This window comes from Corynebacterium sp. HMSC069E04, assembly GCF_001813175.1.
In the GTDB taxonomy this organism is placed as follows: Bacteria; Actinomycetota; Actinomycetes; order Mycobacteriales; family Mycobacteriaceae; genus Corynebacterium; species Corynebacterium aurimucosum.
This window is the reverse complement of record NZ_KV811626.1, coordinates 1-15,147: the sequence shown is the minus strand read 5'-3', so window position 1 is coordinate 15,147 and position 15,147 is coordinate 1. Positions and strand designations below refer to the sequence as shown.

The 15,147-nt window shown below is 57.6% G+C and carries 15 protein-coding genes; 3 read left to right on the top strand and 12 right to left on the bottom strand.

Translation table 11 applies throughout. From position 1 onward, the window contains the following. Positions 1–145 precede the first annotated feature (145 nt). From HMPREF2896_RS00925 to HMPREF2896_RS12260, 4 genes are all read right to left on the bottom strand, one after another. On the bottom strand, positions 146–481 hold the full coding sequence (locus HMPREF2896_RS00925) for a hypothetical protein (protein WP_070716973.1): 336 nt from the start codon (positions 479–481) through the stop codon (positions 146–148). Positions 482–836: 355 nt separating this feature from the next. Continuing rightward, complete coding sequence (locus HMPREF2896_RS00920) at positions 837–1,592, bottom strand: hypothetical protein (protein ID WP_070716969.1); 756 nt, start codon at positions 1,590–1,592, stop codon at positions 837–839. Between the two features lie 296 nt (positions 1,593–1,888). After that, the gene (locus tag HMPREF2896_RS00915) at positions 1,889–2,542 is read right to left on the bottom strand and encodes a sortase family protein (RefSeq protein WP_246823951.1); all 654 of its coding nucleotides are present in this window, start codon (positions 2,540–2,542) and stop codon (positions 1,889–1,891) included. A gap of 418 nt (positions 2,543–2,960) precedes the next feature. Then, positions 2,961–4,076: a DUF2891 family protein gene (locus HMPREF2896_RS12260; protein WP_246823952.1), complete on the bottom strand. Its 1,116-nt coding sequence runs from the start codon at positions 4,074–4,076 to the stop codon at positions 2,961–2,963. Positions 4,077–4,350: 274 nt separating this feature from the next. Between HMPREF2896_RS12260 and HMPREF2896_RS13015 the strand changes: the two genes are divergently transcribed. Beyond that, the gene (locus tag HMPREF2896_RS13015) at positions 4,351–4,758 is read left to right on the top strand and encodes a nucleotidyltransferase family protein (protein ID WP_246815740.1); all 408 of its coding nucleotides are present in this window, start codon (positions 4,351–4,353) and stop codon (positions 4,756–4,758) included. A 220-nt stretch (positions 4,759–4,978) separates the two neighbouring features. After that, the gene (locus HMPREF2896_RS00900) at positions 4,979–5,260 is read left to right on the top strand and encodes a hypothetical protein (protein WP_236659317.1); all 282 of its coding nucleotides are present in this window, start codon (positions 4,979–4,981) and stop codon (positions 5,258–5,260) included. A gap of 34 nt (positions 5,261–5,294) precedes the next feature. On the opposite strand, the gene HMPREF2896_RS00895 is transcribed toward HMPREF2896_RS00900, so the two are convergent. From HMPREF2896_RS00895 to HMPREF2896_RS00870, 6 genes are all read right to left on the bottom strand, one after another. Next, positions 5,295–5,642, bottom strand: coding sequence for a DUF2200 domain-containing protein (locus HMPREF2896_RS00895; protein ID WP_070446309.1), 348 nt, complete (start codon positions 5,640–5,642; stop codon positions 5,295–5,297). Between the two features lie 325 nt (positions 5,643–5,967). After that, positions 5,968–6,561, bottom strand: a complete 594-nt coding sequence (locus HMPREF2896_RS00890; RefSeq protein WP_070716968.1) for a hypothetical protein — start codon at positions 6,559–6,561, stop codon at positions 5,968–5,970. Positions 6,562–6,564: 3 nt separating this feature from the next. After that, complete coding sequence (locus tag HMPREF2896_RS00885; RefSeq protein ID WP_070716965.1) at positions 6,565–7,137, bottom strand: hypothetical protein; 573 nt, start codon at positions 7,135–7,137, stop codon at positions 6,565–6,567. Between the two features lie 30 nt (positions 7,138–7,167). Beyond that, positions 7,168–8,406, bottom strand: a complete 1,239-nt coding sequence (locus HMPREF2896_RS00880; protein ID WP_371325881.1) for a hypothetical protein — start codon at positions 8,404–8,406, stop codon at positions 7,168–7,170. A 504-nt stretch (positions 8,407–8,910) separates the two neighbouring features. Beyond that, the gene (locus HMPREF2896_RS00875) at positions 8,911–10,158 is read right to left on the bottom strand and encodes an arginine deiminase (protein WP_070716958.1); all 1,248 of its coding nucleotides are present in this window, start codon (positions 10,156–10,158) and stop codon (positions 8,911–8,913) included. A gap of 409 nt (positions 10,159–10,567) precedes the next feature. After that, a complete protein-coding gene (locus tag HMPREF2896_RS00870; RefSeq protein WP_083311431.1) occupies positions 10,568–11,761 on the bottom strand; it encodes an ATP-binding protein in 1,194 nt (397 codons plus the stop codon). Positions 11,762–12,066: 305 nt separating this feature from the next. Here HMPREF2896_RS00870 and HMPREF2896_RS00865 point away from each other — a divergent pair, with 305 nt between their 5' ends. Beyond that, positions 12,067–12,534 (top strand): ASCH domain-containing protein, encoded by a 468-nt coding sequence (locus HMPREF2896_RS00865; protein ID WP_070716955.1) that lies wholly within the window; start codon positions 12,067–12,069, stop codon positions 12,532–12,534. Here HMPREF2896_RS00865 and HMPREF2896_RS00860 read toward each other — a convergent pair. Together HMPREF2896_RS00860 and HMPREF2896_RS00855 are read right to left on the bottom strand one after the other, a co-directional pair. Beyond that, entirely contained in the window at positions 12,531–13,037 is a 507-nt protein-coding gene (locus HMPREF2896_RS00860) for a GNAT family N-acetyltransferase (RefSeq protein WP_070716952.1), read from the bottom strand. The genes HMPREF2896_RS00865 and HMPREF2896_RS00860 overlap by 4 nt on opposite strands. Before the next feature lie 121 nt (positions 13,038–13,158). Continuing rightward, positions 13,159–15,021 (bottom strand): GmrSD restriction endonuclease domain-containing protein, encoded by a 1,863-nt coding sequence (locus tag HMPREF2896_RS00855; protein ID WP_070716949.1) that lies wholly within the window; start codon positions 15,019–15,021, stop codon positions 13,159–13,161. Between the last annotated feature and the right edge of the window lie 126 nt (positions 15,022–15,147).

Here is a 15,147-nt window from a genome sequence, read left to right as displayed (position 1 = left end):
CCGCATCACGTCATTTTGTGAAGTGTGTCCCTCATCTTTGCGGCTGTGGGAAGTGAAAGCACCCCCATCGCGAACGTGATGGGGGTGCTGCTATCTAGCGCCGATAGTGTGGCGCCTTCAAAAGCTTAGGTGTAGAAGCCTTGAATTAGAACGGGAGCTTGATGCCCAGTGCCTGTGCGGCGGCCGGGCCGATTGCTGCCAATGCGCCAACAACGCCGAGGACGATGGCGGCGATGCCGAGGTCGGTCGGCTTGCCATCCTCAGAGGACAGCTTGCCCTTGAGGTCAGCGGAGGATCCATCCTTGTCGCTGCTGCCCTGGTCACCCTCGTTGCTGCTGCCTTGGTTTCCCTTGCCTTCGTTGGAGGTGATGGAAGAGCCGGTCTGGGTGTTGGGCTCCTCTGCGTTGGCGGCGGTGAGGCCGGTGAGGGTCAGGGCGCCGGCCAGTGCTGCGGCGGTCAGGTTACGGGAGATGCGCTTCATGTTTCTTCTCCTGGGAATAGATATACGTGTTCTTGGATAGTCGATGTCAGCCGATGTTGCCACCGTTAGCTAGTTTCGACTCACTACATATTAACCATAGGCATGTGAGCTAGGTCAATGGTCTGGATGATTTTTTGATGTGCTCTATGCAAACTCCTACGAATATTCCAGGTTGCGTTGCGGTGGTGAGCGGTGTTGGCAGGGGAGTTATGTGGAGTAAAACGCGCGAAACCGCGCTCCTTCGCCCACTGGATGAGAGGGCTGGGGAACGCGGAGCGAGTTGTTAGTTGGCCATTGTTAGTTGGCCTGTGTGTTAGTTGGCCTGTGTTAGTTGGCCTGCGGCCTAGAGGTCTTCTTAGAAGACGAGCTTGCGGCGAGCAACGGCAGCACCAGCAGCGATCATGGCTGCGAACGCCAGTGCAGCGAGGGCGCGGGCAACGGTGTTGGAGCCGGTCTCAGCGGAGATACCGCGGGACTGCGCCGGAGCCTGTGTCGGAGTCTGAGCAGCAGTGCTGTCAGCAAGCTGGCCGCCCTGGGCGATGACCTCGTCCTTGTTCTCCTGCAGCATCTGCTCGGAAGCGGCCTTCTCCTCAGCGGTCGGAGCGTCCTTCTGTGCAGCCTCCTGGGACTTCACGTAGGTCTTGCCATCCTTGGCCAGGTACCAGGTCACACCACCGATGACGAGGGCAGCCGGCAGGGCCAGCCAAGCCAGCTGCTTCTTGTCGAAGTCAGACTCGCTGGAAGAGGGATCCTCGTTGGCGGAGCCTTCGCCCTCGTTGGCGGAGCCTTCGCCGTCGGTGGAGCCCTCTTCGTTACCTTCTGGGGCTTCACCCTCGGCTGGGTTTTCACCTTCGTTCGACGTTTCCTTTAGGAGCTCTTGGTACTCTGGCGAATTCTCCCAAGCGAACTGCGCCTGCTCGGCGGTTAGGGTGGTGGCACCGCCGAGATCGTTGGTGCTCTTGTAGCTGCCGTCGGCCTGCTTCTGGTAGGTGACGCCATCGACCGTGAGCTCAGCCGGAGCCGGGATCTGGGCAGAGGCGACTGCGGTGCCGCCCAGTGCGAGGGAACCAGCCAGAACGGCTGCGGTCAGGGTGCGGTTGATGCGCTTCATAAGCTTCTCCTTGCGGGGTTTGTGAGGTATGTGAGAGGGATTCAACCCGACGTGAACCACAATAGCCACAACTTTCACATTAGTCACAAGGGTTTCGAAATGTTGCCCCGTAACATGGCGGATGCTTTTCGTGCCAGACGGGTGACATGTTCGGTGGGTTGAGGCCTTCAACCGCGACGCTGCAAGGCGCGTTAACCTGCAAGAATAAGAACTGTGAAGTCTATTGAGCTGCGAAAATGTTCGATATCTGTGTGTTGTGGTGGAAATCCCCCTGAACGGGGGATGCTGCACCGGGCTTAGCGCTGTTCTGCGGCGGGGTCGGGAGATTCGGTTACGCCCTCAAACTGCCATCCCACCACGGCATTGCGTACCGCCGCTGCCAGTGGGTTGGCTGGCTGGATGCAGCTGATGGTGAGCAGGCGGCCGGGCTGGGCATCGGCGCCCCAGATGCTCTCGTCCTGCTCGAGACCGTCCTTTGAGGGATCGTGCAGATCTGTCGCGGTGTATACCAGCCACTGATCAGCGGAGTTCTGCGTGCGCAGGTATAGCTTGTCGCCTATTGAAGCCTTGTGCTCGTCTGCCCGGCCGTCGTAGAGATTATTAAATACTGCCGGCACACCCGCGCCGGTATGGCCGGCGATAACCACGATGTCTTGAGCATCCGTACCGGGAAGTGAATAGGGCTTATCCTCCGCGGTATAGGTGCAGGCCTTATTCATCGAGTCCGGATTGATCTTGTTGTCTTTGACTCGGCAGGAGCCTTCTTCGAAGTCCGTGCGTACATCAATTGCTGGGATGTACATCTCGACTGCGGGGGAGGGCTCGATGACTGCGGCGGGTTCCGTGACTATGTCGGCGGGTTGCGGCGCGGGTGCTTCTGGTTCCTTATTGAACTTAAGCGCGGCGACAATCCCGAGGAACACCAACGCCAGAATCAGGAGGACCTCCATCCCGCGACGGCTGTCAGGCTGGTGATGGCGCGCTGCGTGGCGCCGTGGTGAAGTTCCTTGTTTTCTCGTCGGTGCTGTTCGTGTTGGTGTTTGTTGGGTAGGCGCCGACAGGGAAGCGGATCGCCGTGAAGGGGTAGCGGTCGAAGAGGGAGAAGTTAACCGTTCTTGGCTGGGGCGGCGTCGCGGCCGGTAGGCCGAGCGCTCAGGGGTAGCGTCCGCGCGGCCTTGAAGAGAGCGGCTACGGCGTGCACGCTCAGCACGAAGATCAATACGGATTCCTTCTTCCGGCAGGCGGTAGCTATCGCGCTGTGCCGAGTAGCGAGAATCCATAGTGAGCTCCTGAGAAGAACGATAATTAGAAAATTACAGTACTACTCGCTCAGTAACCATTCCTTAAGTGCGCGTTATGAATCACTTGTTACCGAAGCTCATCCACGCGTTTTCCCTCACAGGCGAGCTGAAAGCGTAGTGCGTAGGTGATGAGCCAGTGGGTGGACATGAAGTGGCCGTCGACAAGCTGCGGTTGTGCGCTGGCAGCAAGCGCCTGTGCGCGGGGTAGGACGGAGGCGTCGAAATGCTCAGCGAGTTCAACGAGCATCCACGCCCTGGTCAGCGCTAGGCCGTAGAGGTGGGTCAAACGGCCATCGGTCGGGTCGAGTACCTCAGGAATTTGTGTAAGAAAGTCCAGTGCCTCGGCGCGGTGGGGAAGGAAACTGTCGAACCACCGCGGGAAATCCGGCAGAACGCGCGACATGAGTAGCGCCTCCGATAGTCCGTTGGATAGGAAATCGTGCCCAGACAGCTCCCACTCGAGCGGATAGTCGCGGTCATCGCCGAAAAGGCGGACTGCAGCCTCGCGCACCGAGCTTGCAAGCGAATCCAGCCCGAGTTTCTCTGCGGCCTCGAGAATGAGGAAAAGGTTGAACGCTGTATTGGAGTGCATGCCGTGGCGCACCGGGTGATTGAGTGAACCAAGCCAATCATGGCAGTGCTGCGCGGTGAGCTCGACGAGCTTGTCCATCGCTTCACTCGGGCGAACCGAGGCGAGCTGCAACAGCCAGGCGCGCCCATAGGGTATTTCATATCCGGGGTGGGCAAGGAGGTAGTTGTATTCCGTGGTGAGGGCTTCTGTGCTGAGGCGATCGTCGAGAAGCGCAGAAAGTTCCTTGGGAGGCTCGGGACCGAGAATCTTGTTTAGTAGCGTGCCTGAGTACTGCATGTGGACGCTGGAGTGCCAGTTGAAACAACCGTAGAAACTGGGGTGCAGCTTGCGGGGCGCACGTCGCAGTCTTCTGTGGAAGCGCTTGTGTGGTGCATCGCGGCGGGGAATTCGCGCTCGAGTGCGGCCGCAATTGTTTCCGCCCAGTCGCTGGCACAAGTTTCTAGCGAAGTCATGCGTTAAGTATGGCAAAGCTGAAGGTGGGGTGTGTCTTCTCTTGACTTCTGGGGTGTGCGTTTGAAATTGACCATCGAACGCATGAGCGACATTGTGGTGTTGATGTCCGGTCGCCCTCGTATTCTTTAGAGCAGGCATCCAAGAGGTGGGGGAATGCACGTCCGCACGCACGCGGTCTAGCAAGGGTGTCTGGAGCTACAGGCAACACTTCGTCTTGGGGGTTGCCATTATCGAAGAAGGGGGAACCTTGAGGTTCTTGGAACACAAGCCGACGACGTTTAGTAAGAGACAAGTACATCGAATAGGAAGTGCGTTACGGAATGGGGAAGCGGTTGATGAGGAACGGTTTGGTCTGTTCTTGGGCCAGCAATCAGCCCTGTGTGATGCGATAATTCAAAAAGCAGGTCAGACCATGGCACAACTTGATAATCGGTTGACACTGAGTTCAGACTCGATTGTGGAGCCAGATTCAGATACATACTTCCTGGGTTCTCGTGTAAAAACACGAGACACGTTGAGGGAGAAGTTGAGTCGAATGCCGAGCTTTCCTTTGGAGAATATCCAAGACGTCTCTGGAGTACGGCTGGATCTCGACGTGACTCTAAAGGAACAATCGATACTGGCGGAGCTTCTTTCTCGAGATCTTATGAAGGCTGGGGCGAGGAAGGTAGAGCTCCGGGACATGCGCGAGGAACCGCACTCGGGCTATCGCGCGGTGCACCTACATGTGATGTCTGAGGCCGGGCGTGCAGAAATTCAGTTACGAACGGCGCTTCAGTCGCAGTGGGCAAACCTTTATGAAATGGCAGGAGACTTGTAGGGGAGAGAAATCCGATACCTCGAATTCGGCGGAAAAATTCCGGCAGGATTTGAGATTGAGACCCGCGCTTTGCATGAACTGTCCGAAGTCGTAAACAGGGTGGAAAAGCTCGTCGATATTCTTACTGAGCCTTTCGAAGGCAACCAACCTGCTGATACAACGCAAAGAGAAGCACGTCAATTGCGACGTAGCATGTATAAGATGCTAGATAAATTAATCCATGAATTCGAAGAACGCCGAGTTCAACGTGACGTGGAGGGAGAATAAATCGATGCCAGCCTATTTGATTAAATACCATCGACCGACAGGTGCACTGGAAGTAACTGAGTACGAATCCCTCATCGAGGGAACCCGCGCTCGTCATAGACTGGATCAAGTAAATAAGGATCCTGACGTCGAGATTGTGGCGATTGGCGCTAAGAATTTAGAATCCGTCCGCCATACGCACGCGCGCTACTTCTTCCGTGAGAAGACCGCGCCGCCGTACCCCTTTGTGGCTTAAAGCTTGAAGCTTTGAATAGCGCAGTTGGCGAATACTAGCCGCGAAGGATTTTCGCCATGGCCTTTCCTTTGGCTAGCTCGTCAACGAGCTTGTCCAGGTACCGAATATTCTGCATCAGTGGGTCCTCGATGTCCTGGACACGGTGTCCGCAGATGCTGCCAGTGATGAGGTGGCGAGACGGGTTCAGTTGAGGGGCCTGCTCGAAGAACTCCTCGAGGGTGATCTTTTGCTCTCGGACCCTCCCCAGTCCTTCAACCGAGTAGCCGGTAAGCCAGGTGATGACTTCGTGGAGCTCGCTGACAGTCCTGCCTTTGCGCTCCACTTTGTTGACGTAGTGCGGATAGATGTCGGCGAAGGGCACGGAAAAGATTCGATGAGGCATGTGGCGCAGTATATTCGTGGTCCTCGAAATGCGTGGAGGCCGTTCGGCGTCGCGGGTTAGCCGTGCCAGAGCGACGAGATTAGCATCGCCCAGTGGTTGTCACCTATTGGTAGGAATCGCCTGCGCTGTTGTGGTTCCGCAATGCTCGCGCTGCCGTTCTGCAAAGACTTCGTTGCCATTCTGCAAGGTTCCCATTGCCGTTCTGCAATGCTCCCGCTGCCGTTTGATCATGCTGTGAAACGCCAAAAAGAGGGCACCCTCGGCCGCTGCGAAGCGGTGTGAAGGTGCCCTCTTTTGTAAAGTCTGGGCGGGTGAGATAGCTGGGTTAGTTCCAGACGGGGGCATCGCCAAGCTGCAGCTCGGAGTAGCGCGCCTCCGGAACGGTGGCGGAGTAGGGCTTGCCCACGGCCTCCCATTCCTGATCAGCGTTGCAGCGAACGTCCTGCCCGTCGGTGTCGAGCATGGTAAAGCCCCACACCAGCTTGCCCTGGGAGTTCGCCGGCAGAGTGTACGGGCCAACCTCTTGGTTGAGCTTCCAGTGCTGCTCGTGGACATAGTTGAAACCGTAGGTCTGGGTCAGCACCTTGGCCAGTTCGCCCTCGCCCTTGATGGAGCCGGAGACCTCAATGGTCTGAGTGCGGGCCTGGGTCACGGTGTGGCTGACCGGCACGGGCTCATCGTTACGGTTGGCCACGCTGGTGGCATCCGTCTGCTTGAACCAGCGGCGAGTGGCGGTGACATAGGTGCCATTCTCACCGGGTGTTGCGCAGTGCGTGCCCGGCTTGAAATCATCGTTCCAACGCTGGGGCAGCTCGAAGTCCCCGCCGAAGTCAGCGGCGTGGGCAACGGGAGCGGCTGCCAGCAGGCTCAGCGCAGCGAAGACGCTCGCGGCAGTGCGCGCGATGGACTTCTTCAGCACGTCTTAGCCCCAATCGTTGTTGTCGCGGGTGGAGACCTCCACGTGGCGCTCCTTCGGCAGGGTAGCGGTGAAGGTGTCGCCGTTAGCCTGCCAGGTGTTATCGGAACCGCAGATGGTCTTCTGGCCCTCAAAGTCGGAAACCACCCAACCCGCGCGCATGACGGCGGTCTTGCCCGGAGCGATGTTGTATGGGCCGACCTGCTCACCGACCTCGTAGGACTGGGAGTCGGTGTAGCTGGAGGAGAAGGTGAAGTTGATCAGATCCAGCAGCTTGAAGTCCACACCGGCGGAGACGTTCCAGGTCTTGGTCTTGGTTTCCTTGATGGAGCGGGTCACCGGCAGCGGCTCATCGTTGTAGTTGGAGATGGTCCAGGAGCCAGCGGAGCCGTCGAAGTAGGTGCGCTTGATCTTAACGGTCTGGCCGGTGTCGCCCGGGTTGGTGCAGTGCTCACCAATGGTGGTCGGGTTGGCCGGGCCCAGGTCACGTGCCGGGAGGGCGTTAGCGGCCGGGGTAGCGATCAGACCGCAGGCGATGGCCACGGCAGCGGTGGTGGAAGCAATCTTGGTCTTGAACATGGTGATTTCTCCTTGGGGATTAAAGGTGGATTAGTAGATGGTCTGGGTCGGGACTGGAAGTTTGCGGTACTCCTCCGGGGTGACGTCCTCGGTGCGAGTGGAGCCGTCCTTGCCCGTGATGGTGGCCTCCGCCCAGAAGCCGCTGGGAGCGGTGGTCTGCTTGTAGTTGGAGGTCAGGCTGTACTTGCCGTCCTTGCCGCAGTGGATTTCGCGGTAGTTGATGCGGGTCATAGTGGTGCCGTACTCCACGCGCACGCGCTCACCTGGGGCCAAGTCGATGTGCTCGAGTTCAGTTCCCACCGGCATGTAGGCGCGCTTGACCGCACCGACGGATTCCAGCCAGCCCTTCGGGATATCGCCGCGGTTTCCGCGCCAGTTGGTGTAGGGGGCGTGCTCGGCGCCAACGACGAAGTCAGTAACCGGCGCGTATTCATAGTCGCCCTTGGACCAGTTGAGGAAGTCCGTGGAGTAGCCCGGCTTGCGGAAGGTCGGCGTCACGGCAGTGATATCCAGCGGGTACCAGGAGCTATCGCGACCCTCGCAGGTCTCGCCCTCCTTGGGCCAGGATGAGTCGCGCTGCAGTTCCTCGGAAGGCTGCATGATTTCATCCTTCTTCGGGTCCGCAATCTTTTCCAGGCTGGGGCCGGATACGGAGGTGTAGTTGCCCTCGATGGGCTTGGAATTGGCGCCCGGGGAGCGGGAAGGAATCTCCATGGCCAGGTCCGAAACGGAGCCGTCCGCCTTGATGATGTAGGCAAAGGCATAGCGCTCGGCCGGGCCCTTGCCGCGGATAACGTTGGCGCCGGGCATGTTCTCTAGACGGTCGTCGTTACAGCCGACGAACATAGAGATGAAGTCCTTTTCCACCACGCCGTATTCCACGCGGAAGGATTCACCCGGCTTGAGGGTGATGGGGCCGAAGGTTTCCTTCTCCTGCCAGCCGTTGCTCAGCTTTAATCCGATATCGGACTTGGCGGTGGTGTCCCACCCAGAGGGCATCGCGGCCTTGGAATTGGCCTCAATCTTGTGGTTGGTGCCCGTTTCCACCGAAGCGGTATAGGGCACTTCTTGGTCAGTGGTGTTCTTGAACTGCAGAGTGCCGTCGCTTAAGTAACGGCGGCCGGTTTCGGCAAAGTGCCACTCCGGGGTGGTGAGGTCTTCGCCTGCTGCGCTGCAGCTCTTGTAGAGGTTTGTGATGGGGTAGGCCTGCGGCATCGGCGGAATATTGGCTGCCTGTGCTGCGGGCGCGATGAAGGCCGCGGTTGCCATCGCGGCTGTAGCCGCCAGCGGCGCGAGTGCGCGGAGTCTCTTGATGTGCACCTGGATACCGTCCTTAAAGAAACTCAAAGAATGATGGGGAACTAATTTAATCCTGAAACAATCTTAGGTGCCGAAACCGGAGGCTTTGAAAGCTGGACAAGAGATTTCCTAAGGTCTTGGGGGAAGTTGGCGGTGTCAATATGATGACTGCCAGTGTTTTGACCTTTCGTGCACAATAATTTGATTGACCCTATACGGGGTTGCCGAAATTTCAGGATTTCAAACGAATCTGCTGGCAGTGAGCTTTGCTCGGGGAAGTTTCGTAGGAGAGCTGATGGTACTGATGCTCGCGCCATGCCTGCATTTCTCACCCTTTGGGGGAGAAGCGTGTGGCTGCGGCCGTGGTGGGAATGGGGCTGCGCTTGGCGACGTCCCCTTCACCCCACCGTCTGCTCTCCTGGTGGAGGGCGGGGCGTGAGACGGCAGATGCGAAAATATATTCCCATCGTGTTGTTAGTAATCCACCGCCTCGCGAACAATCGGGCAGGTCATGCAATGCCCGCCACCACGCCCGCGGCCTAGCTCCGCCGACCCAATCTCGACTACCTCAATGCCGGCAGCCCGCAGCTTCTTATTGGTGTGCTTGTTGCGGTCATAGGCCACCACCACGCCAGGTTCAATGGCCACGACGTTGTTGGCATCATCCCACTGCTCACGCGCGGCGGTATAAACATCCCCGCCGGTTTCAATGACCTCGAAGCGTCCAATACCGAGTGCCTGGGCAACGACATCGACGAAAGAATCGGTGGGCAATTCGACGTCGAAAGGCGCCGTGCTCGTGGAAGGGTGCAGCACGATGGGTCGGATGCTGTCCACGACCTTGGGGTAGGCAGTGACCTTATCCGCGTCCAGGAAGGTGAGCACGGTGTCCAGGTGCATCGAGGCACGATCGGCGGCCATGGCGGCGATGATGATCTTCTCAGCCGCACCTTCCTGAAACAGGCGCATCGCCAGCTGGCTCACGCCCTGCCAGGTGGTGCGCTCACCCATGCCAACGAGGACGATGCCCTTGCCAATCGGCATGATGTCCCCGCCCTCCAAGGAAGCCAGCCCCGGTTCCTCATCGGTATTGCCGTACCAGAATTGGAAGTCTGCCTGCGCAAACCGCGGGTGATAGTTGTAGATAGCCCGCGTCAGCAGCGTTTCCTGATGGCGCGCCGGCATGCGCATGGGGTTGAGGGAGACCCCACCATAAATCCACGCTGAGTTATCGCGCGCGTACTGCGTGTTGGGCAGCGGGCGCAGCGCAAAAGCGGACGGCCCGTAGACCTCACGCATGGCGTCGATGGTTCCGTGACCTAAGCCCTTCGGGATTTCGGCGAAGGGCAGCCCGCCGATGAGTAGTTTGGCCAGGCGTGCCGTGGGCATCTCGTTGAACCAGTGGCGCAGCTCGCCGCCGATGCCCGTACCGACGTTCTTGTCCAGCAGCTTGTAGTCGAGGATGAAATCCCGCCCGCCCGGGGTGTCCAGGGTCTCTTCTAAAAGCTTGTGCATCTCCAGCACCTCGACGCCGTAGCCGCGCAGCTGGGCGACGAACTCCGCATGATGTTTCTTGGCTTCGTCGACCCAGAGGACGTCGTCGAAAAGCAGCTCCGCACAATTGCGAGGGGTGAGCCTCTCGTGCGCGAGGCCTGGTGCGCACACCATGACCTGGTGGAGCTTGCCAACCTCGGACCAAACGCCCGGCGGGGGAGTTGTCATCTGCGTGAACCTTTCTCGATGCGGGTGCGCTGTGTCATCCAGTTGCGTGGTGAGTAGGGGCTCCCGGGGCTGCGATGTGTGAACTAGACGACAAGCTTAAGAAAAGTTCGCACTTTTTCAAGCTCCCGCCGGTAGGGAAATGCCCACGTAGGTGCAGGTTTTGCGGCTGTGTGCATACTATTATCCGCGTTTATTCACACGTGCCGGCGCGCACATGGTGCGGTTTCACGCCGCGCTTGCCGATGCCCCGCCCTCCGCCACTGCGGCAACACCCGCGCTGGCAGGGGCGGCATTGCCTGGTGAGCTAGATGAATAACTTTGAAAGGAATGGAAACTCTGCGCGAATAGCAGAGAAGTAAACGCGTGGGGGTAATTGTGGCGTGCAGTCTCCGGGGCGAGCATGTGCTCACTATTGGGAGTCGAAGTCTTCGGCTATGAGACTCGCTGCGTGCTCGCGGAGGTAGTCGCGTAAGTACGGCAAGGCGAAATCGACTTCGCCGTGGCCCGTGGTGGTGATCATTTCGGCGTCGAGAAGCCGGCGGCGATAGTTGCCTACATAAGAATCAGTCTTATTGAAGCGTGCCTTGATATCCGCCATCTTGGAAGGGCCATCGCTTTGGGCCATGTAAACCAAAAAGCTTCGGTCGACGGGGGAGAGATCCGAGAGTGCGGGCTCATGAACAAGTTGGCCGAGCTTGCGCTGTGCAGTTGCGACTCCGCGCCGGGCAGCGTCGACGGAGATTTCGGCGCCTCCATCCGACGTGCGTTCCTTTTCCCTGAATGAGCACTGGCCGACTAGCTGAATCATGAATGGATATCCATGGCACGCTTCAACCGCGGTATCCAATGCATCCTGTGACCATGAGGTGGCGGCGCTGTGAAGGGGTTCCTCCAGTGCTTCACGTACATCGGAATCGGAGACCCTGCCTAGCTCAATGCGGTTGGCGCGGCGAAGAAAGGTTACTAGATTGGCGTCGCCGCGACTGTTCAGCTTTCCGGATAGCAACGGTCTAAATGAAGATGGGATGCCCGCCATGACAACGGAGATGTCTTCACCTTCGCGAACCAGATGCTGAATCGTGGCGCCGAACTCTATGAGCTCCTGGCTGCGTTGGTGGTGCATTTCATCCAAAGTTACGAGAACACCACCAGGCTCCTGGCGGGATTTTCGGTCGAGTTCGCGCTTATAAGCCAGTAAATCCTTCAGGGCATTGCGCAGTGAATATGTGGACTCTGCAATAGCTTGAGTATCCCAATTGAGCCCACCTCCAATGCCGAGGATAGAGACGTTAAGGCCTTTGAGCTGCTTCCTCTCCTTAGCCAAGAGCTGAATGATACTGCTGCGCAAGCACTCTACAAAGCCGGTTGTTGCAGTGTCACTGAGCGTGAGCCAACCGCGCTCTAGCGCTTCGTCTTCGAAGGCGTTGAGAAGGACGGTTTTCCCGATGCCACGGGGGCCAATGATGAGTGAGATTCTCTCATGGGCGCCGGGGCCCTCATCGAGTGCAAAACCGAAATCACGAATGGCGTCACTGCGGCCAACCAACAACGGGGGAGTGGCGCCGAAGGTGGCCGCAAAAGGGTTGGTGGGTTTCGGATTCATGTCCTTCGCTCTAGACCACAGAGCTTTTGAAGTCTTGTGAAGTTTATGAATTCTTTGAAGTTTATGAAGAGCTGTGAAGTTTGAAGAAAGGGGCCGCGCCGCTATCAATAGGAACTGGCGGTGCGGACCGGAGTGATGGGAAAGAAGCTGTTTACCAGCCCTTTAAGGAGCATCTTTGGCGCAAGGGAAGCGCCCGGACATCGTCATGGATGAATCGAGTTTGGGGAGCGAGCATCCGGCCGGTAGGAACAGAAAGCGAGCGCGAGCTTGCTCGGCAACAATAACTGGCCACGTACTGTAAACGTATGACTCAGGACGCTTTGGAACCCCTATCGGTACTGCCTCGCGGCGAGTTCGCCTTCCCTGGCCCGCTTCGCGGCGCCCTCGTCACCGCCATCCTGAACGGCACGAAAACCACGACGACTTCCTTGTTGGCCGAGTATCCCCACGGTTACAAACCACAGGAGGACGTGGGCAACCTCGAAGCAGTCCTTGACTCACACGACAACGTGGTGTGCGTCATCCGTACCACCGAGGTCCAGGTCTGCCGGCTCGCCGACGTCAACGACGAGCATGCCCTCGCTGAAGGCGAGGGCTACGCTGATGCCAGCGAATGGCGCGCCGGGCATGAGCGGTTCTGGCGCTCACCCGAATTCGTTGACTACATCGGAGAGATAGACATCAACGATGACACACAGGTGGTGTGCCAGCGTTTCGCCATCGACTCGCGGTACCCGGTTAAGGCACTGGAGCCGTGGAACGCCGAAACCTAGGAGAGTCGGTACACCTCGTAGTCATCCGGCACACCTGCGCCGGGAACGTGCTGCAGACCGAGCTTCAAGGCTAGGGCAATCGAGGCTGAATTGGTGGGATCGATGATGGCGACGACAGGGAGCTGCGGGAAAAGTTCTCGCGCGCTGGCAATCGCAGCGGCTGCGGCTTCCTTCGCATAGCCTTGCCCCTGCGATTCTGGTGCGAAGCGGTAGTAGAGGTTGAGTACTTCTTCACCTGCTTCCTTGCTATGACGCACACCTGTGAAACCTATGGTGGTGCCATCAAGCGTGGATACCACGTAGTAGCCCAGCTGCTTCTCTCGCCAATTGGCCTGCCATGCGCGTGCCAACTCCGTGGCTTCCTCCCTGGTCTTCATGGCCAGTTCAGGGCGGTGCTCGTACGTACGGGCATCCGAGTGAATGGCGAAGATGGCATCAATGTCGGCATCCGTAGGAACCGACAATGAAAGCCGCTGGGTATGGAGGTCGTGAGCATCGTTCATTGCGACTCCTAAGATTGAAAGCTGCGGTCTGCCAAGGTTACCCAATTTGGACATGTGTGGTGCAGTCGTTCTTGGTCGAAGGCTGCACTGCTGCGCTGGTCGGTGAGAAAACGATGTTGCTTCAGACCTCTGATACGGGTTCCTCTACCAACTGGCCTGGTTCTTCAAGGGCTTCTTCCTCGAAGAACGAGGAGTCTTCCACCGCATTTCCTTCGCTGACATCGCGCTGAACCGTCTTCTTCAGAGCACCCTCAATGAGCGTGCAGAGCGATTCCCTTCGACGTTTAAAGAAGGTATCAAAGTTGTCACTGCGCAGTGCTTCAGGCGAAATGAGGTGTCCGCGGAGAACGTCGTCCACGCCTTCAGAATCGAAGCCAGATTCGCTCTCAACCTTGGACAAGTATGCCGACGGTGCAACGCCGCCGATGACACGGTTGGTGCGTGCACTCAGCGTTGTCTTGTTGACAATAGACTCGCGGCGCTCATTATCGATTTCGTTTTTCTTGCACCAGTCCTTAGGAAAAATATGGTGAATGTCGACAGCCATATCCCTGTACTGGAATGCGCCGAATTGTTTTCCTTCGACCCAGTCTGTTGATCCCTGTGCCATGATGAGCGCAGCAATACCTTTGTAGGCAGCGGCATTGCGGGTGCGCAACGAATGAAGGCGAGATTCAGCGAAGGTAGCATCCTGCACTGTGCGTGGGGCGGTAGTTTCTTCACCCATCGCCCAAGCAGGCACCCTTTCGAGGTCACGTACGAAGCGCGTTTCAATGGCAGAGCCATAGAGCTCACCCAAGACGCCGCTCCAGAACCACTGCGTAATCTTCTCCTTGACGTGGTGCTTGTCTGCTTCCTTGCCAAGTACAACGGCAATGGCAGCCAACGGGACCAACTGTTTTGGGTAGGGGACATCCCTGAAACGGTAAATGTGCAAGTCTGCGAGGAAGCCGGCTGCCCAGATGAAACCTTGACGCAGCGCGTCGCGCCAGGCGAGGTAGTCGTTCAATTCAAGTTTGAGAACGTCTTCCCTCTTGGCAGACAGACCGACTTTGCGGCCTCCCGAGGAATGCTTACTCCGATCAAGAGTCGTCAGCATCGTGATTGCTTGGAGGAAGTCCGTGTTCTCCACCTTGTGGAGGACATCATGTTCTTTCCATAGCTCCTTAGTCTCCACCCAGTCATCGTTGAGGCGGAAGTCATGTTGATACTTTTCGTAATACTCCGCATCGCCTGCAAACACTGCTGTGAGAAGCTCAAAAACGTTGAGCGGAAGTCCACCAACATTGACCTTTTCGAAGACGGTAGCCACAGCCGCTTTGTCCGTCTGCTTGTCCAATTCAATTGCGGGAATCTTGTATTCGTTGACTTGGCGGAGAATCCCATCGCTGAACGCTGTCATGAGTTCGGTGTCACCCAGCTTGCCGAACCATTCGAAAAGTCCCATTTGATCAAGGAGCAGCGAAACGGGGATGTAACCGGCCTCGTGTTGCTTCTCCATGGTGCTGAGATCGAGCACGATATCGCGGTTGAAGTTGGTCCTAATAACCCCATCAGCTGGCACGGAGATCACAGCCTCATCCAGCTCGAAGGGATCCTCAATAGACTTCTGGATATTGATGAAGTACCTGCGGTCGAGGCGTTTACCGCGTGAGTCTTTGGTATGAACAACGCCATCGCCTTTAAGGGCTTGGGTGAGTGAGGTGAGTCGTTGCTGGCCGTCGAGAAGCAAAAATTTGGGCTCGGAAGTAGCCGTAGCTTCAGTGCTTTCGATGGGGCGTGGCTTGAACCTGACAGAGGAGTTGCCAGTTTCCAATAACATGATGATGCCCAGCGGATGCCCACGGAAGATGGTGATGAGGAGCTGGCGTACACGCTCGTCTTCCCACTTGTACTTTCGCTGGAAATCGGGGAGCTGAATCTCTCCGTTCTCGGTAGAGCGCATCAGCGCCGATAGTTGGTGCATGTTGGTGTTGAAACCCACCGGAGCCTCCTCTGTGGCGAACAGTTCTTGTCCAGCATGCCTGAAAATCTCTAGTTAGGAAGAGAACTTGAGGCATGTTTCTAATCCAAGTCTGCTTGAAGTGCCCCGAGTTTTGTTCCTAGGCAT

What these genes read in the sequence shown, in the direction of transcription:
- HMPREF2896_RS00925 (WP_070716973.1), bottom strand. Translation starts at nt 481, where the DNA reads ATGAAGCGCATCTCCCGTAACCTGACCGCCGCAGCACTGGCCGGCGCC.
- HMPREF2896_RS00920 (WP_070716969.1), bottom strand. Translation starts at nt 1,592, where the DNA reads ATGAAGCGCATCAACCGCACCCTGACCGCAGCCGTTCTGGCTGGTTCC.
- HMPREF2896_RS00915 (WP_246823951.1), bottom strand. Translation starts at nt 2,542, where the DNA reads ATGGAGGTCCTCCTGATTCTGGCGTTGGTGTTCCTCGGGATTGTCGCC.
- HMPREF2896_RS12260 (WP_246823952.1), bottom strand. Translation starts at nt 4,076, where the DNA reads ATGCCTGCTCTAAAGAATACGAGGGCGACCGGACATCAACACCACAAT.
- HMPREF2896_RS13015 (WP_246815740.1), top strand. Translation starts at nt 4,351, where the DNA reads ATGGCACAACTTGATAATCGGTTGACACTGAGTTCAGACTCGATTGTG.
- HMPREF2896_RS00900 (WP_236659317.1), top strand. Translation starts at nt 4,979, where the DNA reads ATGAATTCGAAGAACGCCGAGTTCAACGTGACGTGGAGGGAGAATAAA.
- HMPREF2896_RS00895 (WP_070446309.1), bottom strand. Translation starts at nt 5,642, where the DNA reads ATGCCTCATCGAATCTTTTCCGTGCCCTTCGCCGACATCTATCCGCAC.
- HMPREF2896_RS00885 (WP_070716965.1), bottom strand. Translation starts at nt 7,137, where the DNA reads ATGTTCAAGACCAAGATTGCTTCCACCACCGCTGCCGTGGCCATCGCC.
- HMPREF2896_RS00880 (WP_371325881.1), bottom strand. Translation starts at nt 8,406, where the DNA reads ATGGCAACCGCGGCCTTCATCGCGCCCGCAGCACAGGCAGCCAATATT.
- HMPREF2896_RS00875 (WP_070716958.1), bottom strand. Translation starts at nt 10,158, where the DNA reads ATGACAACTCCCCCGCCGGGCGTTTGGTCCGAGGTTGGCAAGCTCCAC.
- HMPREF2896_RS00870 (WP_083311431.1), bottom strand. Translation starts at nt 11,761, where the DNA reads ATGAATCCGAAACCCACCAACCCTTTTGCGGCCACCTTCGGCGCCACT.
- HMPREF2896_RS00865 (WP_070716955.1), top strand. Translation starts at nt 12,067, where the DNA reads ATGACTCAGGACGCTTTGGAACCCCTATCGGTACTGCCTCGCGGCGAG.
- HMPREF2896_RS00860 (WP_070716952.1), bottom strand. Translation starts at nt 13,037, where the DNA reads ATGAACGATGCTCACGACCTCCATACCCAGCGGCTTTCATTGTCGGTT.